Source organism: Sporomusa termitida (assembly GCF_007641255.1).
Taxonomy (GTDB): Bacteria; Bacillota; Negativicutes; order Sporomusales; family Sporomusaceae; genus Sporomusa; species Sporomusa termitida.
In genome coordinates, this window is record NZ_CP036259.1 from 4,070,095 (window position 1) to 4,091,126 (window position 21,032).

Sequence of the window (21,032 nt, forward strand, 5' to 3'; positions counted from 1 at the left end):
AAAACTCACTCCCGTCTAAAGGATTTCCGAGGTACAGTTAAGGGCAATACCCAAAGGGGTTACAAACATGGGGTTTTGCGGCTTATAAGTGGGAAGGCCGGTTTGCCTGGCAATCAGTTCTTCAATTCCTTGCAGGCAGCAGGTTCCTCCCACCAGATAGATTCCTTTTACCTCGTAGTGACTGATGTGATGGCTGATAATAGATGAGACTTTTTCAATAACCGGGCGTAATACCGGCAGCAATTCCCGATGGTTTTGGGGATCCTGCTTATATTGATCGGCATCATTAAAACTCAGTTTATAGGCGCCGGCAATGACAAGCGAAAAGTGAGTGCCGCCGGTAGGTTCATCAGCAACATAGATTACTTTACCGGCTTTTAGAATGGCAATCCCGGTAGTGCCGCCCCCAATATCGACGATCGCCCCATCTTTAATCCGGAGTGCGGCATTGGCTGCCGTCGGTTCATCAAGCAGGCTGGTGATCTCAAAACCAGCCCCCTGTACCACATGTTTAATCGCGCCGGCATCAAGCGTAAAGGTTCCCGGGGGCAGCGCGGCTGCCGCATAGGTCAGTTCTGTGTCCAGCTTCTGTTCGAGTTCCTGTTTTAATTCCCTGACGATCCGAATAGCCCCGACATAGTCTACGACCATGCCATCTTTGACAACATTGGCAAAACGATAGGCCCCGGCAACAGGCCGATAATGCTCATCAAGCACTGCCAGTACAATATAGGCTGTTCCCAGATCGACACCGGTGTAGTAGACGGCGGATTGATGCGCTATGGGTTTTGTAATGACTTTCTCAAAGTCATGAACAAGTTGCTCGCAATATTGAAAGGCTGAATTTACCGTTTCCATTTTTCTCCTCCCAGACACTTCCACATCATCATGCAGACTATGTTAATGATCAGGTTGACCGCATCAATCAGGTCGGCGCGCGAACAGATCTGATTTTCCTCATCCCAATAGGCTTCCAGGATCGCCGGTTCAATCTCCCGGAGGGAGGCGCGCAGGTGATTTAACAGGGCTAGCTCTTTGCCATTTTCCAATCCTACATGAATTTCCCCGACATCAGCGTATTTGCCCAGATGAGCGGAACGGTCGCTGATTTCTTCTGCCGACCAGCCCCAGAATTGAATCTTATCCGGGGCCTGCTGTTCCCGTTCAGCGGTTTGCATATTCCGGAAGCACTTGTCCAGGGCCATCACTTCTTCTGACAGGACAGCGTCGCCACAGCGCAAAAGTTCGGCCGCAGTGAGAAGAAATAAAGATTCTGTGCTGTCCATTCTGCCCTGCAATCTCAGGATACACCAGTTTTTCCGTCCCGGTGGCCGCTGCGGCCGGGCGGTGCCTGCCTGCTTGCCTTCATTGCCTTGAGACTGTGTTAGCGTGACCCGCCTGTCCGCAAGAAATTGGCGGGCTCCGGGCGTAATCTTTGTATCCGGTTCGAGAGCATAGGCAGCAAAAGGTTCTGTTTTATATAACGCCCGCAATTCCATTTCCGTAATGAACTTCATTGCCTCCCCCCTTCCCTAAATCTCTGTTAGCCGATTTCTTATCGCTTGCCTGCTTAAATAAAAGCAGCAGAGTATATGAAGAAACTCATTTTGTTTCCGAGGTTTCCTGTTTTCCCAGTAAATAGTCTTTCAGGTCGGCCACACCGGTATTGTCATGTAAGGAAATCCGGAAATACGGCCCGGCGATTCCGATCTTTTTCAGCTGTTGCCGGCACCAATCGGCATTTGCCGGCGTTACATCAATCTTGGTTACCACGCCAATAACAGGACAGGTAAAAGATTTGGCAAAACCGGGCGGATACACCGCAGCGGGCCTGGATTGATCAATAAGCAGCAGCACATGCGATGCGGCTTGGGCTGTTGCAATCAAATATTTGTACATGGAGGCGTTTTCAAGATAAGCGCCCGGTGTGTCAATGGTATTCTTTCCATAAATAACATCCTGGGTCTTTTTTAATGGTCTGGTGGCGCCATTTAATACATTGGCCAGGGTCGATTTGCCCGCTTGGCCGGGTCCTATGATCATAATTCTTTTTTTCATGTGCGGGTAATCCTGGCCGGCGTGAAACCCAGCAGCTTGGCCAGCGTATCGTTTATGGCAATCATGGCCGCTTCGACACTGGCCACATCGCCGGCTATGACCAGCGAGCCGGTAAAACGATCAAGAAAACCGATCTCTACATGCGATGCCTTGGTGGCAATATCGGCTGCGATAATTGCCGTCTCACACGGAGTGAGGGTGAATATGCCAATGGCGCCGCTTTCTTCAATGCCCAGACGTTCATAGATGTCCTGTACAGGTGAGGCTATAATGTGCGCCAGCGTGACCTGCTTGCCGGGCACATATTCCTGAATTATCCGTTTTCTGTCCAACCCATCGGCACCACTCATCAAATCCCCCCCGTCGCGGCCCGTTCACTATGGTCTCAGCTTTAATGCCTGATGATTTTAACCTGTAAGCTATCCTTTTTTATGAATGCTTCAATTTTTTCCAACTCTTCTTCTGTGCAGCTCAAATCCCCGGTGAGGGTGTAGTTTATAGCCAATTGCCGGTATTTGTTGATACCCAGTTTATGATAAGGCAGCAAGTCAACCCCCTGAAAATTCTTGTAATTGCTGAAGGGTTGCAGAAATTCCAGGGTTTTGCCAATGGTGTCTTCGCTATCATTCAGTCCCCTTAGGAGAGGCATCCTGACCTTGACAGTAAACCCGCGGCGGATGAGTTCTGCCAGATTATCCAGAATACGTTCATTGCGCACCCCTGTAAGTTCATAATGCCGCTCAGAGTCAATGTGCTTAAGGTCATACAGAAACAAATCGGTAAACGGTGCGATCATGAACAGGGAGGCCGGTTTTACATAGCCGCAGGTTTCAATGGCGGTGTGGATGCCCGTGCGTTTGCATTCTGTCAGCAGGTTAGCGGCAAATTCCGGCTGGGCTGTGACCTCGCCCCCCCCAAGAGTGACTCCCCCGCCTGAACTCAGGTAGAAGAGCGCATCTTGTTGGATGATTTCCAGCACTTCGGAAATGGTTTTGTCTGAGCCGGCAATGGACAGTGCCTGTTGCGGGCAGGCGGCTTCACATTGCCGGCAGCCCACACAATCAATGCTTCTGTTTACTTTATGCCGGCGGCGTTCCCCTTTACGCTGCAGCTGCCTGTCTTCTCCACCCGGGAAATCATGAATGCGGACAGGGCAAACAGGAATACAGTTACCACAATCGATGCACAAATCTTCTTTGAACATGACCTGATATTTTCGTTCAAGCCCCTCAGGATTTGAACACCATTTGCATCTTAGGGGGCAGCCTTTGAAGAAAATTAATGTTCTTATGCCCGGTCCGTCATAGATGGAATATTTCTGGACATTAAAGATTCTTGCTTTCCGCTCTAAGATGCTGCCAATTTCTGTATTCATTCCTGTACCCGTCCTTAGAAAATGCCTGCTAAAAGTTATTTATTCTGCCAGTGCTTGGGAAGATATTTTTTAAGAAGCCTTTTTCCCTCTTCGCTGATGGTGTAGTAAATGACCAGCTCGCCCTTGTCGTCAAGCATCACCTCATCATCGTCAATGACAAAATTGGCTTTCATGTCTAATAGGTGTTCGGCAAAGACTTCTTTGGTAAACTGCTTTTCCGTGCCGTATTCGGGCTTCAGCGCCTTCATAATCTCAACAACATTGGTTTTGTCAACAGTGGAAATATAATGAAGCATTCTAAACCGCAGTGGTAACAGTGCTGCCATGATTATGCCACCCCGCCTTTTTGGAAGAATTCTTTCGGGTTAATGGCCACAAGCGTAGCACCAATCAGTACCAGCATACTGCCAATAACCAAATTCTGCGTAAGCTCGGCGCTCATAAAGACCACCGACAGGATAACGCCCCACATGACATAGGTGCCGTTAAGAGCCATGCCTTTGGCAACACCGCATTTACTGTTGGCCGTATACCAGGCGAGATAAGATACGCCTGCCGCCAGGCCGGCAACGGCAAAGATGCCAAACGTTTCCGGCAGGACAACGATCTGGGAGATAACGGCCCAGCCACCGACGAAAGGAAGAATAAAGATAGCGATACACAAACCGGAAGTCAGCTCACGGATATTGATGGCAATTTTGGGGTCAATCATGGACATGCCGAAGACGGCCAGAACGGCTTCCGCACCCCAGCCTAAAGCCGCTAATGAGGCAAACATAAGACCAAGGTAAAAGTTCTCGCTGGTTGTACCCTCAGGCGGTACATAGGAGATAATAATCGCGCCGATAACAGACAGCAGCATGCCGGCCCAAACGCGGGGCAGAATGTGCTGTTTAAGGAATATCCGGGAAAGAATCGCGCCGACGACAGGATATAAGGCGGTAATTGTTAATGCATAGGCAGGTCCTGCCATCGAAATCCCCAGCAGATAGCCGCTATTAGCAATAGGTCCCCCCAGCAAAGCAGCTACACAAACCATCAGGCCGGGAACGGTCTTAAGACTGCGGATAATTTCCTGAAAACGTCCGGCCCAGCCGTTATAGATGAGCAGCCAGAGGCCCGCCAGGGTGTCATTCATACAAGCAGCGGCCAGAGGTATGGCATACAGCGCTGCATTGTCGCCCAAGGCAGGCACGAGCGTCAGGGCAATACCCAGGACCACATTGTTTATGCCCCAGGTGCCGCCGCTGAACAAACCGATTAATACACCTTTCCTGTCAAACTGGGCATCCAGTTTCCCTTTCATCGCCAAAGCGGTTTGATTGCCTGATAATTTCATATAATCGATGCTCCCCTCCTTATTCACGGAATAGCTGAAGAGCTTGCATTCCCAACTATTCCGTGTCACCAAATTTTTTTAAAAATGCTCCAGCATGGTCCTGCTGATAATTTCATCCTGAACTTCCTTGCACAGCTCTACAAAGTATGCACTGTACCCGGCGACACGGATGATCAGGTCACGGTACTTGTCAGGTTCGAGTTGGGCCTTCTTCAACACTTCATTATCAACATAACTGAATTGCATCTGGCCGTTGCCGAGAATAGATGCTGTTCTGAGCAGGGTAATCAGGCCATTTTCCCCCTCCGGTGTTTCCAGAATACCGCGCAGCAGTTTGAAGTTGTGCACCATGCCAATACTCATGGACTCATTACTCAGCTTGCTGATCGATTTAAGGATGGCTGTGGGCCCCAGCTTATCGGCCCCCTGGGTTGGGCTGATTCCGTCTGACAACGGTGTCCAGGCCGACCGGCCATTGGCTGTCGCACCGGTAATCTCCCCAATGGGCGTGTTGTTGGAAATGGAAAGGGTACCATGACTGAAGTGCGAAAATAGCATTTTGAAGGTGTTGTGGACCCGTTCAGTCCAGATGATAATATCTGCGGCAATTTCATCAACATAGTCATCATCATTGCCGTATTTGGGTGTATGCAGACAATCTGTCCGGAGGGCTTCGTAGCCGGCAAAATTGGCCTCCAGGGCGTCCCTAATTTGTTTCAGTGTATATTTTTTATCATCAAATACCAGCTTCTTAATCGCAGCCATCGAATCAGCATAGGTTCCCAGACCGGAGAAGATCAGGCCGGGACCGCAATTGACAAGTGCTCCGCCATTTGTGACATCAGTGCCTTTTTCCATACAACCTTCTACCAGCAACGACATGAGGGGTTTGGGAACAAGCTCTCTGTGCACCCGCTGACTGACAATGGTGCCAATGGCCGACAAGCGAATAATATGCTCAATCTGCTTTTTGCAGGCGGCATCAAATTCTTCATAAGTCCTGATATTGTCAAGGTCGCCGGTATCAAGGCCCTGCCTGGTACCATGCCATTTCATCAGGCCGCGGTTCAGAACAAACTCGATGGCAATGGGCCATTGTGTGTAACCGGTGGATGTCCACTGATAGATCCTGCCGGATTTTTGCGGCTCAACGCAGCCCATGAGGCAATAATCCCGCGCATCCTCAATCGAAAACCCCTTGGCAAGCATCATTTTGATATGAGTATCATCAAAGTGGCAGGCGGGGAACCCCAGCCCGGCTTTCACCACGTCGACAATTTTCTTCAGATATGCTTGCGGTGATTTATTATGAATCCGGCAGGCAAGGGACGGTTGATACATCTTGGTAAAACGAACGGCATCCATAATCAGATAAGTCAGATCATTAGTTGCATCGCCACCGGTCCGCTTTTGCCCGCCGATCGTGCAATTGATAAACGGCTGATAGCCGGCAAAATATTTTGCCCCCAGCTCACTGGACAGCCACATGACTTCCGAGCATTTAATAATAAAGCAGCTTAAGAGTTCAAAGGCTTCCAGCTTGTTCATCCGGCCGGCTTCCAGGTCGGCCTTGAACAGGGGATATATGTATTGATCCAGACGGCCGACGGAAATCCCGGTCTGGTTTTCTTCCACCACAAATAACGATTCCAGCGTCCAGACGGACTGGAGTGCTTCATGAAAGGTACGGGGTGGATTGGCCGGCACCTGTGTCAAAATGCCGGAAATCTTGTAAAGCTCTTGCTGCCGGGCTGGGTCATGCTCCCGGTCAGCCAGTTCTCTGGCATAATCAGAAAGCCGTGCGGCATAAGCCAAAATGCCGTCACAGGTCTCAATTTCCGCTTTGTAGAAATAAATCTTATCCAGGTCATCCGGATTTTCCATCGACAATTTACTCAGCCGGTCTACGGCTTCCTGCCTGGCACCATTAATACCTTTTTTAATCAATATGACATCATAACCGGGGCAGGTGTCACCACCGCCATTTACCTGGTGATAAGAAAGATCACTGACAAAAGCTTCGCCTGAGAATGACCATACGCCGGCCTCTTCATATTGTTGCTGACAGATTTCATCCAGGCTCCGGCCTTCCCAGTAAGGGAAAATCTCCTCCCGCAAAATCCGCTTGTCTTCCTCACTGATTTCAAAAGGATCCTGCGGTCTTGTTGACATGGTGTCCAGTTCGTCCCGGATCCAGCGCCAGGCAATATCCGGGGATACAGCCCCGGCCCGGGGCTTGCCGCAGGGATGCCCGACAACCAGTTCATCCGGTTGAATGACCAGGGGAGCTGTCTCGCAGGCTTTTCTGAAGCACTTGGCCCGGAGAAGAATCTTGGGCAAGCCGGCGTTTTCCCTGGTCACCTGGGTGAAAGCCCTGGCCCGGTAGGTACTGACACTGGGTTTTGCCTGTAAATAAGCGGCCCGCAATCTTTCCAGCCGCGGTGTCAGCCCGGTGATCTCCCCTTCATGCACCGGCGATTTTGCCTGGCGGTACGCTGCCGGACTGTTGGCGGACAGTTCCTTGGAAATGCCTTGGAACAGTTTCATAATGGCCGCCGTTTCTTCCGGGGACAAGTTTTTTGTTGCATCCGCAAATCTGTTGGAGAATTCCTGAATATTCAACTTTTTTGTCCTCTCTCTCATTTATTTACCAGGATTATTTAAAATGCTTTTTGATAAATACCGATCAGATCTTCCCGGGACGGTTGCCGGGGATTGGAGGGGGTGCACCGGTCCCGGAGCGCCAGTTCGGCCATATTACCCACTTCGTTCGCAAATTTGCTTTGCTCAATGCCCAACGTCCGAATACCGTCCGGAATTCCCAGAGATTTTTTCAATTCCTTGACAGCCTGCATGAAATTGATTGTTCCTTCCCGGTAAGTACGGGCAGGTAATTGCAAAACAGCAGCCAGTTTCGCGTATTTTTCCGCGACATGCCTGTCGGCACTGTTATTCAGGTTGGCGTTATATTCAATCACGGTACTCAGTAACAGCGCATTTGACCGTCCGTGGGAAATATGAAAAGTTCCTCCCAAAGCATGGGCCAGGCTGTGATTAATTCCCAGATTCGCATTGGTAAAGGCCATCCCCGCTATACAGGATGCATTTTGAATGCGTTCTCGCGCCCGGGAATCAGACACATCGTTGTATAAAGTCCTGAGATTGCCAAAAATTAACTGGACCGCCTTCTCCGCCAGTGCATCTGTGCAATCAGTTGCCTCAGTAGAAACATAAGCCTCAATGGCATGCACCAAAGCGTCGATACCGGTGTCGGCCACTACCGTCTGCGGCACGTGCTGAATGCAAGTGGAATCAAGTATAGCGATATCCGGGGCCATCCACTCATCGACAATGCACACTTTTTCGCCCTCCGCAGTAATGACGGAAAAATCCGTCACTTCCGAGCCTGTACCACTTGTCGAAGGAATCGCAATAAACAGTGGTTTCCTGAATTCCTCCCCGGCTGCTTTTCTGAACTGCCAGAGGGAGTATAAAATAGCCTTGGCAGCATCAATGACAGAACCCCCGCCCAATGCAATCATGGTATCGGCCTGAATCTCCAGGTAGCTCTTCATCCCGGCGGCAATGACTTGTACATCCGGATCAGGACGCACTTCTGTAAAAACAGCCGACTTTATCCCTGTTTCATTCAGATAATCGACCGTTTTTTGGAGATATCCCAACTTCTCCATAACCGCATCAGAAACAATAAACGCACAGGAGCCATTGATTTCTTTAAGAAATTCCATGGATCCCTCACTGAAATAAATCTTGGGTTTAATGACAAATTTTCTCATTACCGCCGTCTCCTCAAATCTTCTCGCCACGCGTAAGCTGCTCAAGTAATTTTTTCAGTAATTCATTCAAATCCGGCCTGCTTTCAAGCTGAGTGGAGCAGCAGGTTCCGCTTGTTGCCGCGGCTTCCCCGGTCTGCACACCCTTGGTTATAGCTTCCAGCCGGCGTACGCCATAACCGACTTTCCGGATATTAATCAAGTTCATTGGTGAAATATTATCAGAAGTAATCCCGCCGCCGGCTGCGCCGCATCCCAGGCTCAAGGCCGGGAAAAGGTTGGTTGTCGCGCCGATCCCCCCTAATGTGGCGGGAGTATTCACTAATATTCTGGATACAGGTTTTTTCAGGGCAAATTCCCGGATCACCTGCTCATTCCGGGAGTGAATGACCAGCGTATGTCCCCGGCCCTCATTAACCAGTAATTCTAGGCATTTTTCACAGGCACCCTGCCAGTCCTTTTCAACATAAAAGGCCAGCACCGGGCAGAGTTTTTCTCTGGCATACGGGTTGTCGGGCGACACATATTGTTGTTCGGCGATCAATACTTTCGTATCGCCCGGCACACACAGACCGGCTTGCCGGGCCAGCTCCAGCGCCGGTTTGCCGACAATTGCCGGGTTTAACCTGCCATCAGGCCGGAAAAAAAGCTTACTGAGCTGTTCCGCTTCCTGTCCTGACATGAAATAAGCGCCCTGCCGCCTGAGCTCCTGCCGCACTTCATCGGCAATACAGTCCTCAGCAACGATGGATTGTTCCGAAGCGGAAACAATGCCGTTATCAAAAGTTCTGCTGGTAATTATATCTGCTACCGCCTTTCTTATGTCGGCTGAACGCTCAATAAAGGCGGGCCCGTTACCCGGCCCGCCATAAATGGCCGGTTTTCCGGCTGTATAGGCCGCCCTGACCATCTTAGGTACACCGGTAACCAGAATGAGCGCGGTATCTTTGTGGTTCATCAACTCAACGGTACCGCCGGCCGCCAGCGTCCGTAGATAGCCGACAGCGCCGCAAGGCAATCCGTTTTTTTCCGCCGTCCGTATCAGGATATCCAGCACTTTGCCAATCGTTTTTTTGGCCTTGGGATGAGGGGAAAAAACAATCGCATTGCCGGATTTTATAGCAATCAGGGTTTTATAGATGCTGGTGGATACCGGGTTGGTCGCAGGCGGCAAAGCGACAATCACACCGACAGGTACGCCAATCTCCATGGTCTGGTTGGCCTTGTCCTCACCAATCACGCCGACAACTTTCATATCCCTGATTTTCTTATAGAGAAAGTCACTCGCAAAAACATTTTTGACAAACTTGTCCTGCCATTGGCCAAAACCGGTTTCCTCCTGGGACATAACGGCAAGTTCCCTGGCGTATTGATACACCGCTTCAGCCATATGCCCGACAATTTTATCCAGCTTTTCCTGGGGAAAAGTCGCCAGTATTTTTTGCGCCTCGCGGGCGTTTTCCACCAGAATCCGGGCCTCCTGAACAGAGAGCAAATCATTGTCAATTCGATTCATCTCTCACCACCGCCTTTCCCGCGTAGCAGCAAAGCTTACAACAACTGCGTTACCAGTCGATAACATATTTGGCAACAATCTTTTGTACGTCCGCATGCGGCCGGGCAATAACATTGGAACTATAGACCGGGCCCACCTTGCCGGCGGCTTTGATGCCGGCCTCTACAGCTGCTTGCACCGCGCCCACGTCCCCGCGGACCACAACGGAAATCAAACCGGAGGCCACATTTTCATAACCGACTAATTCCACATCCGCAGCCTTGCACATAGCATCCGCAGCCTCCAGTACCGAAACCAGGCCATATGTTTCTATGAACCCCAAAGCATCATTTCTCTCCACGCGGATTCCCCTTTCAACTAAGCACTGCTTAGCCGGCATCAATATCATGTTTAGAGACAATTTTCCCCACCCTGCTGACAGGACGCGGCATGACGTGGGCGGCTGTCATCTCGCCAATGGCGGCGGCCGCCGCCGCACCTTTTTCTACCGCCGACCGCACTGCCGCAACATCGCCTTTCACCATGACCGTGACCAGCCCGGAACCCACATTCTCATACGAAACAAGCACAACGTCAGCCGTTTTACACATGACATCTGCCGCTTGAATTGCCGGTACCATACCTCTTGTTTCAACAAGGCCCAATGCTTCTTCCCCAAAGTATTCCATCGAAACCCCTCCTCTTGCTATCGCGTTACACGTCCAGGGACAGCCACCGTATGGGTACCCTGCATATCTGCAATGATTAGCTTGCGATTATTTATTTGTCTAACCTTTAATAAACCGATAAATGCTGGTTTTCATGATATCACATGCCAAAAATTTTTTTTTGAAAAATCAATATACAAAATAGTACTATTGCAGCTAAACAAAATCCAATTATTGTACTAAAATGATTTTCTGGCAAAATTAGGACTAAATTTCAGCTGCTGCGCATACAGAATTCAAAATTCGAGGTAAAATAATACATTTTAAAACAATATAAAATTATGCAACAAACAGACCGGGAATCCGATGAACGGAAAAAAAACACCCCCGGTTTTTCTAATCTGCCGGTGATGTGCAGGGAAACATGCCTGGCCTGTGAGCTAAACCAGCCGAATTTTAGCGGCAGACTCGGATATCAGGTCCACATGCATTGATTTTATTAGTTTTTTTTGCTATAGTGAATTATCAAAAATTCTAAAATCCAAGTTTCACATACTTGGTGGAGCTAACTATGAGAATGGAAGAATTAGTACAAGAAAAGCTGCGCCATGTTTTTCATGATAAAAGCATGGTCTTCGATAAATCCCGCTTTGCCGGCGGCCTTACCAATTACAACTATATTATGGAGATTAAGGGCATTGAATATGTCATCAGGCAACCTGGCGGCATGACAGAACAGATTATTGACCGAAAAATAGAAAGGGTCAATAATAATATCGCCTCAGAGCTCGGCGTAAATTCTAATTGTATTTATTTTGATGAAAACAGCGGCATCAAAATCAGCATCTATATAAACAACAGCCAAAATATGGCCCACGCCGATCCCAGCCTACCACAGAATCTGACAGCAGTTTCCCGGTTAATGAAAAAGATTCACTCCCTGCCCCAACATTTTGCCAACCGCTTCGATTGGCAAACAGAGCTGCATAAATACGAACAGATCATAGAGCAGCTGCACGGCGACCTCTTCTTTGATTACACACGCTTAAAAGATCAATTAGTCAATTTTGTCCAAAAAAATGGCCAAAATGCAATTCTTGTCCCTTGTCACAATGATACAGTGCCTGAGAACTTTATCATCGACGACGCCGGCAGAACCTATCTTATTGACTGGGAGTATTCCGGCATGAACGATCCCTGTTGGGACGTGGCCGCCTACATGCTTGAATCCAGGCTATCGGCAGAAGCGATCGACTATTTAATCCAGGACTATTTCCACCGGCCACTGACCCCGGTGGAGGAATTAAGAATAAAAAGCTTTATGATGGCCCAGGATTTACTCTGGACAGCCTGGGCATTAATCAGGCATTACAACGGCGATGACTTTCTGGAATACTGCACTATCAGATACGAACGCTTCCGGAAAAATATCAAAACAATATCCAAATCACCCGCTTGCGCCATTGCCGGTATGGTCATGAGTTAGTTAACAGTACGCACAGCAGCTGGCATGGCTACCGTCTAGCCGTTCTTATGTCCACAGAATTTATTTATAAATTCTGTGGACCAATAAACCGAAGGTTAGAAAATCCGGCTCATATTGCCGGGTTTTTCAGCCTTTGTTTTATTTATGATCAGCCCCAAAATAGTTATTTTGGGGTTTGATTTGCTATGTCCTATTTGCAACTTAGATATTACTGCATCTGAGCCGAATCTCTTCTCGCACTTTCTTGCTAGCCCTTCATAATAGAGGACCCTGCAAACTGCCTGAAGGCCAGCTTGCAATACATTGTATACACCAGCAAACTGACTGTTGTTGCCGCCAGCATGACTTGCGCCCCGCCCGCCTCATACACCCAGCCCAGGCCAGCGGGACCGATGCCATTACCGAGAAATAAAAAAAAGGCAAACAGGGACATGCAGGTTGACCTGGCTTCAGGCAAAAGCTCGGTTGCGTAGGTCTGCAGGGTGGTATGAAGAACAATGAACCCCAGCCCCAGCAATAAAAAGCCTGCCAATAATGCACCCCAGTGAGGTATCAGCCATATAAGGCCAAACGCACAGGTAAGCAGGGAGGAACCTATTAACGGCATTCTATGTTGGCCAACCTGCTTGATAATCGGGCTGATAAAATAGCTGCCAATAAAAGCAGCGACACTAAAGCCAGCGGTTAGTAAGCCAACAGAAAAATAATCCAGTCCCAGAACCTTATTCCCGTAAACCCCCAGATAGGTAAAGCCGCCAAATAAAACTACACCTTCTAAGCCTACTGCTAAATAAACTGTCCGTGAGCGACGGCTGGCAAAGATTCTTTTATATCGTTCTTTTAACGGGATTTGTTCTTTTGGGGGTATATGTACCAGCCGTGACTTCTCCCTTAAAAATGCAAGCCCAACTAGCATTCCAGCAAGGCCAATTGCTAAAAATATAAACTTCCAGCTAAAAAAATGAGCCAGCATGGAGCCAAGTACGATACCCAGGGCCTGGCCGGACATGGACAGCGACATAAAGAAAGAAATTGCTTTAGGACGCTCCGCAAAAGTAAAACTGTCGCCAATTTGGGCGAGCGAAACCGGAATAATGCCAGCGGCAAAAGTTCCGCTAAATATTCGGAATACCAACAGAGAAGTAAAACTATCAGCATAGCTGCACGCAAGCTCGGCCAAGGCGAATAAAAAAAGGGCAACTGAGATGGTCTGTAATTTGCCGAATTTATCGGCAATAGGTCCATATACTAACTGCAATAATCCATAGGGAATAGTAAAAGCCGAAACCAGCAGACCGACCGCAGCTTCCCTGATCATTAAATCGTCGGCAATAGCTGGTAATACCGGCGCAATTGCCCGGCTATCGGCATTGACCAAAAAACCGCTAATGCCAAGTATCCATAATAACTTCATAGTAACCCTCCCTGATGAGCGCCGCCAGGCAAAAAAGATAAGCAATATAGCCTCGCGGCCTGCGTTTGACTCCAACTGGACCCCTGCAAGCCGCTTGTCCATATCAAAATCACACTGCGGCGGCCATTCCGGCCTATACAAAGACCTGCCGTCTTATTATTAACCATACGGCAGGTCTTTGGCGCGCTTGCGGTGTGCCCGGATACCTTTATCCGGCATTTTTCTTAAACAGATAATAAACATTCACACAGACAATAAACAGGTTGGCCAGGACCACAGGCATCGCTTGAATGGCTATCCCATAAACGACAAAGAGAACAGCGCCAACCAGGTTAATAAACCGCAGTTTATTGATCGACTTCATTACAAATGAAACTGCGACCAGCGCCGAAGCCAAATACCCCAGCCATTCCACTAGATTAATGGTTTCCATTGATTATCCGGTCCGATCCTCATCATTATTTGACAGGTACATCATTTAATTAGTATACCATTATTCCTGCTTGGGAACAATTCCAGCAACCACGCCGGTAAGGCAAATAGAGCAGCTTTTAAGTTTTGAGAATCAATCCTCGTAACTACAAATAGAGGTAAAGCTACTCAGGTGCTCCGTAAACCGCCTGCAATAAGGTAGGTTTACGTAAATCAGCACACCCGCAGGTTTGCTTATCGCCCATTGCTTTTACCGTATCAAGCAGAATATGGCCGACCGCATGGGCATCTTCATAAAATATCTCGCTGAGTTCACTATGCTGCCAGTCTTTAACAATACCCTCGCCATAGTTTACCACCGTGTATAAGCCGGCAAAGCAGGCACCAATCTCCCGGGCCAGATACACCTCAGGGCATAAACTCTGCCCGATGATATCACCATGACCTTTAAACATGGCCACTTCGGCCGGGCTTTCAAAATGGCGTCCATCCGTAACTACATACACGCCACGCGTAAATACCCGGTTTAACGGCCGGGCCTGAGCAAAATGAATCAGGCATTCCCGCAGGTCCGGGCAGAGTGCCTGGCGCATAATCAACAGATAATGTCCCTCAAGGCCAATATCTTTACGCACCGACTGATCAATATAGTCGGAAGCCACTACAAAGTCGCGCGGGTCAAGCAAGTGATTGACCGAGCCTACGCCGCCTTCAGCCAGGATTTTTTTAACACCCGCCGCACGGAACAACCAGAATAGTTGGCGCGACGCATCTGCTCTGCTAACCCCGGTACGCCAGCCATGCATGCGGCAGGTCAGCACATTTCTGCCGGCCAGTGCAAATAACTGCAAAGGCGGCGTTTGTCCGTAGGGAGTATCAAATATCAGCTCCCGCGCAATAATTTCCACATCATCCCGCTTTAACGCCTGCGGAAACTCCATCGACAAGGTTCCCGATCCGCCGATGATGGCCACCGGGGCCAAGGGAATATCCTTCATAATTCCTCCTGAAAATCGCCACAATAAATTTTTTTAATACATTTTGATAATATTATAGGCGGTATCCCGCTGGGCCGCTTTTTTACCAGCGCCGCGAATGATATCCACCATATATTCTGTTGACATGTGATTGGCAGTCCCTGCTGCGCGCACCACATTTTCTTCCAGCATAATGCTGCCTAAGTCATTAGCACCAAACGCCAGCGTTAACTGCCCAATAGACTGCCCCTGGGTAACCCAGGACCCCTGCAAATGTTTGATGTTATGCAGGTAAAGCCGGGCTACGGCTAATGTCCGCAGATACTCCCAGGACGAGGCCTTCCCTCCCCCCAATTGAGTGTTACCGGGTTGAAAGGTCCACATGATGAAGGCTCGAAAGCCGCCGGTCAGGGCCTGCAGTTCCCGTACAACCCGCAGGTGGTTGATGCGTTGCTGATAAGTTTCTCCCAGCCCGATTACCATGGTCGCGGTTGTTGCCATACCCAGCCTGTGCGCGGTTGCCATCGTGTCTAACCACTGCTGTACGGAAATCTTGTCAGGGCTGACCCGTAACCGGACGGCATCATCAAGTATCTCCGCCCCGCCCCCGGGCAGGGAATCCAGTCCCGCCTTTTTAAGCCGGCTAAGAGTCTCTTGCACGGTCAGGCGCTCCTTGGCCGCCAAATCAACAATCTCCGTCGGCGACAGCGAGTGAATGGTAATAGCAAACCGTTCCTTAATGCCTCGCAGCAGTTTTTCAAAATAGGCCAGTCCCAGCCCGGGATGCAGCCCTCCCTGCAGCATGATTTGCGTACCGCCGGCAGCAATAGTCTCCCCGATTTTCTGATAAATGCTCTGATCATCAAGCAAATAGGCATCTTGGGCATCGGCCTGACGGTAGAAGGCGCAAAACTTGCACTGATTTGTGCACACGTTGGTATAATTGATGTTCCGGTCAATAATAAACGTCACCGGCGAATCGGGGTGATGGTGCTGCCGCATCAAATCAGCGGCCTGTCCCAATTCCCAGATGTCTGCCGCCTGCAGCAGCAGCAGCGCTTCTTCGTCGGTAAGCGGGGATTTCTGCCATTCCCTGTTCAAAATCTGCCGCCAATCGGTACCCATTAGTTATACCTCCAGAAAATCGAGCCGTGGAATTTCGGCAATATAGCCAAGCGCGGACGCCCGGCGGTAGTATTCCAGCAGACCGGCCTGATGGCCGGCATCAAAACCATACTGCAGTGTCATAAAATATTCCTGCAGAAACCCGGCACTGAACGGCTCCCACCGCGCCGCATCTTTAGCCACCTGGTCGATACGCTGTTCGCTGTAGCGCAGTGATTTTATAAAAACCCGGGCGACTTCCCGGACCACCGCGGGATTATTGGCCGCATAACTTCTGCGGATCGCCCAAACGGCAAACACCATCTTAAGGCCGGTAAGTTGTTTCCACTCTGCTCCTAAATCATAGGCGTACAGGCCTGGCGGCACTTGATAGTGGATCTGCAAGGCCGGGTCGCCAATGAGCAGGGCCGCATCGGCCTCCAGCAGCATCGCCCCCAGATTCGGCGGCGATTCAAAACAAATGGGGTCAATGCCATAGCCGTCGCGCAATATGATTTTCAGCAGGACCTGCGATGTCGCTGAGGTATTGGTAAGAGCTATCCGTTTGCCGCCTAATGCCTGAATGGAAAATTTGCTGACCAGAAAGATACTTGTGACAGGGCCGTCACTGCCCACGGCAATGTCGGGAACCATCATAAATTCCCGCCAGTGGCGGGCATATTCAATCGATGAAATTGGACAAATATCCAGGGTTTCCTCGATCAGGCACCGGTTTAATTCTGTAGGTGTGCCTTTTATCAGGTCCACGTCCCATAACACATGGCTTTTTACCAGCCCATAATAAAGCGGCAGGCAATTGATAAACTGAATATGTCCCACCCGCGGCCTCATACCGCTTCCCCTTCCCGGTGAACCTGCACTTCACCATACAAGGTGTCGCGTTCCACCGGCAGATGCCCGGTTTCCCGGATTAACGCAATAATATCGGCTTTGGAAATCCCCAGAGCGGTTTTGGCCCCGGCCGAATGGACGATTTTCTCTTCCACTACCGTGCCATCCAAATCATCGACACCGCAAGCCAGGGAGAGCTGGGCAATCGGCACAGTCAACATAATCCAAAACCCTTTGATATGATCAAAGTTATCCAGCAGCAGGCGGCTGACAGCAAGCATCTTGAGATTCTCCCAGGCTGTACTCTGTTTGACATTAGCCAAGCCTGTGTTTTCCGGGTGAAAAGGCAGGGGGATAAAAGCCTGAAAGCCGCCAGTCTCGTCCTGCAGGGACCTCAGGGTAATCAGGTGGTCAATCCGCTCCGCCGGTGTCTCCACATGACCGTAAAGCATAGTGGCATTGGTGTGCAGCCCCAGATTATGGGCCGTGCGGGCCACCTCGATCCATTCGCCGGCACTGGCTTTTTTCTCACAGATCAGTCCCCGCACCCGGTCGTTAAGTATTTCGGCGCCGCCGCCCGGCAGAGAGCGTAAGCCGGCTGTTTTGAGGACTGTCAGGACCTCGGCAATGCTCTTGCCGGAGATTTTGGCAAAATGTACAATCTCCACGGCCGTAAAGGCTTTTATGTGCAGGCTGGGAAACTCGGCGTGGATGCTCTGCACAATATCTGTATAATAGGCAAAAGGCCTGTCCGGATGGAGGGCGCTCACGATATGCAATTCTGTTAGCTCCGGCGCCTGCCTGACCGCCGCGCGCGCAATGGCCAGTGCTTGCTCTTTATCCATTATATAGGCCTGCGGCGCGTCGGCATCACAGCCGAAGGCGCATAATTTGCAACGGGCCGCACAAATGTTGGTCAGATTAATATGCCTGTTGACGTTATAATATACTTTGTTTTGCGATTTACGGCACTTTACGCTGTAAGCCAGTTTCCCAATCCGCAAAAGCTCGTTGGACGCCAGCAAATACAGCCCTTCTTCCTTCGTAAGCCTTTCTCCCTTATACACTTTTTCTTCAATTAATGCTAATTGATCCAAACAATCATCTCCTCAGCCCAGTAGCAAAATAATATTTTTCGGCCTTTGGCAAGGCCAAGGCCTACAAAAATTTGGTATCGTAGTCCCTGGATAAAAGCTTTTTTCATTTAGAATTAAAACACTATTCCTATCATATAAAAGATTCGGCCAAAGTGCAAAGGTGAATTGCAGCTGTCTGCTCATGCTAAACCTTCCTGGTTGAAGCAGGAAAGAAAAAAATGCCGCGGGAAGGCGATGCAAGTTCTTGCCCAAACTCATATTAATGACTAGGTCAGACATTCTGCCACCGGCCTGCCTAATGCCAATTAGCCCTGTAAACAACACTCGGTTGAACAGCCATATTGAAAAAAAGGAAGAAAAAGTATACTATGATAAAAAAGACTCAATTAATGAATGCAATCCATTCTTCTTATTATCTGATAACCAAGCCGCCTCCAGTCTGCAGGCCGGCCAGCCATTATCCAGCAGGCAGCATAATACGAAACAAATACTATTTTGGTGGTGATTTTTTTTGGCAGGACCAGAGATGAGTCCCCGCGAGCGGGTACTGGCGGTATTTAACCGCAAGCCCTGTGACCGGGTTCCGGTTATCAATCCAACATCGCTGGCAACACTGGAAAGTATGCGCCTGGCCAATGCCTATTTCCCGAACGCGCATCTTCAGGGCGATGCTATGGCCGCGCTGGCGGCGGTTGGCCACGACACGCTGGGATTTGACAGTGTTACCCCCTATTTTTCCGTACATGCAGAGGCAGCAGCCTTAGGGTGCTGCATGGACTGGGGTAAACCGGATAGTCTGCCCCGGGTCCTCGAATCTCCAGGCGGCGAACCGGATGATTTTGTACTGCCGCCTAACTTCCTGGACAGAAAGCCTGTAAAGACGGTATTGCAGGCGATCAAAGCCCTAAAAAAGAAATATGGCGCCAAAGTGGCTGTTATCGGCAAGGTAATTGGCCCCTGGACACTGGCCTATCATTTATACGGCACGGCTGACTTTCTGTTATCTGTTGTTTTGGAACCGGAGAAAGTCCACCGCTATCTGAGGAACCTGGCAAAGGTGCCGCTATTGTTCGCTCAGGCTCAGTTTGAGGCCGGAGCCGACATCCTTACCTGGGCGGATCACGTGACTGCTGATTTAATTAGTGCTAAATCCTATGAGGAATTCCTGCTGCCGGTACATCAGCATTGTAATAAGCAGTTAGTAAAAGCCGGACCGGTTATCCTGCATGTGTGCGGACCGGTAATTGACCGGTTGGATTTATTCTGCCAGGCTGGTTTTGAAGCCTTCCACCTGGATTCAAGAAACGATGCCTCAGTAGCTGCCGGAATCGCAGGAGAGCGGCTGATTTTAGCCGGTAATATCAATAATCCTGCTACCTTGCTGGGTGGCACTGCGGCAGATATCAAAGAGGCTGTACATTATGCCCTGGATGGCGGTATTCAATTAATCGCCCCGGAATGCGCCCTCCCCTGCCGGGTTGCTAACAGGAATCTAATGGAAATTGTGCGTGCGGCTCATTGCTGGAAAGCCGTATAATTAAGAGGTGCTGTTATGAATGCAGTATTTAATCATTTTCTCAGGGTTCTTGAAAAAATCGATACTTCTGCAGTAAACGCCGTGCAGCTTATAGACCGTGGCGGACAGATCATTGCCAAAAGCAGAGCGGAAGCTGAAAATATTGCCGAGCCGATTGTGCAAAGTATGCTTCAGGCTGTTGACGACAGCAAGCCCCGGAAAATTCTCTATGACAACTCTGGGGAATATACAGTGGTGGCTGTGCCGGTTGCTGTCAACCTGCGATTATTCGCCCTGATCCTGGTGGAGACTATGAATTTAAAAAGCGGGGAACAGGTTGCCAATACCCTGAGGGCCTCGCTTGAGGCCTTTATCGAACACCTGGCGGCCCAACACCAGGTAGAGGCAGATACAGACCGTGATGCCGTCATCATTAAAGAAATTCTAGAGACCGAAACCGGCCATTTGCATACGGCTTCCTACAAGATCTTCAGAATCTTAAAAACCTATAATATTGATTTGTTTTTATTGCGGTCGGTTATTCTGATTCAACTGGAAAAAAAGACAAATGATTTTTTTAATATCAATCTTGACCTGGGCTATGAGGCCTCCATTAAAACCTTTAAAGACAATGTGGTGCAGGTTATAAAAAACAATAAATATCTCAATAATCAGGATCTGGTTGCTTTTGCCGACAACGATCATATTGTGGTTATTAAATCCTTTCTGTCCAATAAAGATATAGGCAGGCTTTACTATGCCCTTGATATTATCTGCCAGGGTATCATTCATGATCTGGATGCAGCCAAGATCTTTACCTACCGTGTAGCCTATGGCCGCCTATATTCCAACTTCCTGGAACTGGTTCACTCTTATACGGAAGCAAAAAAAACAATTTATCTGGGTGAATTGTTTCAGGATAATCCGGGCCTGTATAGTGCCGATCAGGGATTACTCGAACACATTAACTATTATCTGCCGCATATAATCCGGCATAAATCCATTTCCCCCGTCCTGGCCGGGATAAAAAAAGAGGGGGGCAATCCGGATCTGGAATTGCTGCAGATTATCGAAGCATATATTGACCAGAATACAAACCTGACCAAAACAGCCTCCCTGCTTCACTTACACAGGAATACCATTGCCCAAAAAGTTGACAGGTTTAAGAAAAAAACCGGGCTGGATCCGGAAAATAGCTTCAAAGATGCATTTATAATAAAAATGGCGGCTTTGACGGTAAAATTAAATAAAAGCTGAGCAAAAAAAACCAGATAATATCCCTGTTTGATTACCTGCAGAAAAAAACCGAAAAACCATGTGCATAGTGCACATGGTTTTTCTATTGCCACTTGCATTTATGTCAATTTTTAAGCAGGTTCTGAGGTTTTTCTGATTGAATGTTATGAATTATATATGTATTGCGAA

At 49.1% G+C, this 21,032-nt stretch carries 21 protein-coding genes; 3 read left to right on the plus strand and 18 right to left on the minus strand.

Annotated elements, in window-relative coordinates:
* Positions 1–15: 15 nt before the first annotated feature.
* From eutJ to SPTER_RS19110, 12 genes are all read right to left on the minus strand, one after another.
* Positions 16–858: an ethanolamine utilization protein EutJ gene (gene eutJ / locus SPTER_RS19055; RefSeq protein ID WP_144351840.1), complete on the minus strand. Its 843-nt coding sequence runs from the start codon at positions 856–858 to the stop codon at positions 16–18.
* Entirely contained in the window at positions 846–1,517 is a 672-nt protein-coding gene (locus SPTER_RS19060; protein ID WP_144351841.1) for a cobalamin adenosyltransferase, read from the minus strand. Before SPTER_RS19060 ends, eutJ begins: the two co-directional genes overlap by 13 nt.
* An 85-nt stretch (positions 1,518–1,602) precedes the next feature.
* The gene (locus SPTER_RS19065) at positions 1,603–2,058 is read right to left on the minus strand and encodes a EutP/PduV family microcompartment system protein (RefSeq protein WP_144351842.1); all 456 of its coding nucleotides are present in this window, start codon (positions 2,056–2,058) and stop codon (positions 1,603–1,605) included.
* Positions 2,055–2,408, minus strand: coding sequence for an ethanolamine utilization microcompartment protein EutS (eutS, locus tag SPTER_RS19070; RefSeq protein ID WP_144351843.1), 354 nt, complete (start codon positions 2,406–2,408; stop codon positions 2,055–2,057). The genes SPTER_RS19065 and eutS overlap by 4 nt, the downstream gene beginning before the upstream one ends.
* Positions 2,409–2,449: 41 nt before the next feature.
* On the minus strand, positions 2,450–3,433 hold the full coding sequence (gene cutD / locus SPTER_RS19075) for a choline TMA-lyase-activating enzyme (RefSeq protein WP_144351844.1): 984 nt from the start codon (positions 3,431–3,433) through the stop codon (positions 2,450–2,452).
* 35 nt (positions 3,434–3,468) lie between these two features.
* Positions 3,469–3,759, minus strand: coding sequence for a hypothetical protein (locus SPTER_RS19080; protein WP_144351845.1), 291 nt, complete (start codon positions 3,757–3,759; stop codon positions 3,469–3,471).
* 2 nt (positions 3,760–3,761) lie between these two features.
* On the minus strand, positions 3,762–4,772 hold the full coding sequence (locus tag SPTER_RS19085; protein WP_144351846.1) for a DMT family transporter: 1,011 nt from the start codon (positions 4,770–4,772) through the stop codon (positions 3,762–3,764).
* Between the two features lie 78 nt (positions 4,773–4,850).
* Entirely contained in the window at positions 4,851–7,319 is a 2,469-nt protein-coding gene (cutC, locus tag SPTER_RS19090; RefSeq protein ID WP_211367327.1) for a choline trimethylamine-lyase, read from the minus strand.
* A gap of 113 nt (positions 7,320–7,432) precedes the next feature.
* The gene (locus SPTER_RS19095; RefSeq protein ID WP_144351848.1) at positions 7,433–8,569 is read right to left on the minus strand and encodes a 1-propanol dehydrogenase PduQ; all 1,137 of its coding nucleotides are present in this window, start codon (positions 8,567–8,569) and stop codon (positions 7,433–7,435) included.
* A gap of 13 nt (positions 8,570–8,582) precedes the next feature.
* Complete coding sequence (locus SPTER_RS19100; RefSeq protein ID WP_144351849.1) at positions 8,583–10,082, minus strand: acetaldehyde dehydrogenase (acetylating); 1,500 nt, start codon at positions 10,080–10,082, stop codon at positions 8,583–8,585.
* A gap of 49 nt (positions 10,083–10,131) precedes the next feature.
* The gene (locus SPTER_RS19105; RefSeq protein WP_144351850.1) at positions 10,132–10,422 is read right to left on the minus strand and encodes a BMC domain-containing protein; all 291 of its coding nucleotides are present in this window, start codon (positions 10,420–10,422) and stop codon (positions 10,132–10,134) included.
* 28 nt (positions 10,423–10,450) lie between these two features.
* A complete protein-coding gene (locus tag SPTER_RS19110) occupies positions 10,451–10,750 on the minus strand; it encodes a BMC domain-containing protein (protein ID WP_144351851.1) in 300 nt (99 codons plus the stop codon).
* Positions 10,751–11,300: 550 nt separating this feature from the next.
* Here SPTER_RS19110 and SPTER_RS19115 point away from each other — a divergent pair.
* Positions 11,301–12,215, plus strand: coding sequence for a phosphotransferase (locus SPTER_RS19115; RefSeq protein ID WP_144351852.1), 915 nt, complete (start codon positions 11,301–11,303; stop codon positions 12,213–12,215).
* 247 nt (positions 12,216–12,462) lie between these two features.
* Here SPTER_RS19115 and SPTER_RS19120 read toward each other — a convergent pair whose 3' ends face one another.
* The 6 genes from SPTER_RS19120 to mqnE all read right to left on the minus strand — a co-directional run bounded on the left by SPTER_RS19120 (position 12,463) and on the right by mqnE (position 18,091).
* A complete protein-coding gene (locus SPTER_RS19120) occupies positions 12,463–13,629 on the minus strand; it encodes an MFS transporter (RefSeq protein WP_170233331.1) in 1,167 nt (388 codons plus the stop codon).
* A 208-nt stretch (positions 13,630–13,837) separates the two neighbouring features.
* Positions 13,838–14,062, minus strand: a complete 225-nt coding sequence (locus tag SPTER_RS19125; protein ID WP_144351854.1) for a PQ-loop repeat-containing protein — start codon at positions 14,060–14,062, stop codon at positions 13,838–13,840.
* A 163-nt stretch (positions 14,063–14,225) separates the two neighbouring features.
* Positions 14,226–15,059, minus strand: coding sequence for an MTAP family purine nucleoside phosphorylase (locus SPTER_RS19130; RefSeq protein ID WP_144351855.1), 834 nt, complete (start codon positions 15,057–15,059; stop codon positions 14,226–14,228).
* Between the two features lie 33 nt (positions 15,060–15,092).
* Positions 15,093–16,163, minus strand: a complete 1,071-nt coding sequence (gene mqnC, locus SPTER_RS19135) for a cyclic dehypoxanthinyl futalosine synthase (protein ID WP_144351856.1) — start codon at positions 16,161–16,163, stop codon at positions 15,093–15,095.
* Between the two features lie 3 nt (positions 16,164–16,166).
* Positions 16,167–16,982, minus strand: a complete 816-nt coding sequence (locus SPTER_RS19140; RefSeq protein ID WP_246105364.1) for a menaquinone biosynthetic enzyme MqnA/MqnD family protein — start codon at positions 16,980–16,982, stop codon at positions 16,167–16,169.
* Between the two features lie 8 nt (positions 16,983–16,990).
* Entirely contained in the window at positions 16,991–18,091 is a 1,101-nt protein-coding gene (gene mqnE, locus SPTER_RS19145) for an aminofutalosine synthase MqnE (protein WP_144351858.1), read from the minus strand.
* Positions 18,092–18,602: 511 nt separating this feature from the next.
* Here mqnE and SPTER_RS19150 point away from each other — a divergent pair.
* Together SPTER_RS19150 and SPTER_RS19155 are read left to right on the plus strand one after the other, a co-directional pair.
* Complete coding sequence (locus tag SPTER_RS19150; RefSeq protein WP_211367328.1) at positions 18,603–19,628, plus strand: MtaA/CmuA family methyltransferase; 1,026 nt, start codon at positions 18,603–18,605, stop codon at positions 19,626–19,628.
* Between the two features lie 15 nt (positions 19,629–19,643).
* Entirely contained in the window at positions 19,644–20,864 is a 1,221-nt protein-coding gene (locus SPTER_RS19155) for a PucR family transcriptional regulator (protein ID WP_144351860.1), read from the plus strand.
* Positions 20,865–21,032 lie beyond the last annotated feature (168 nt).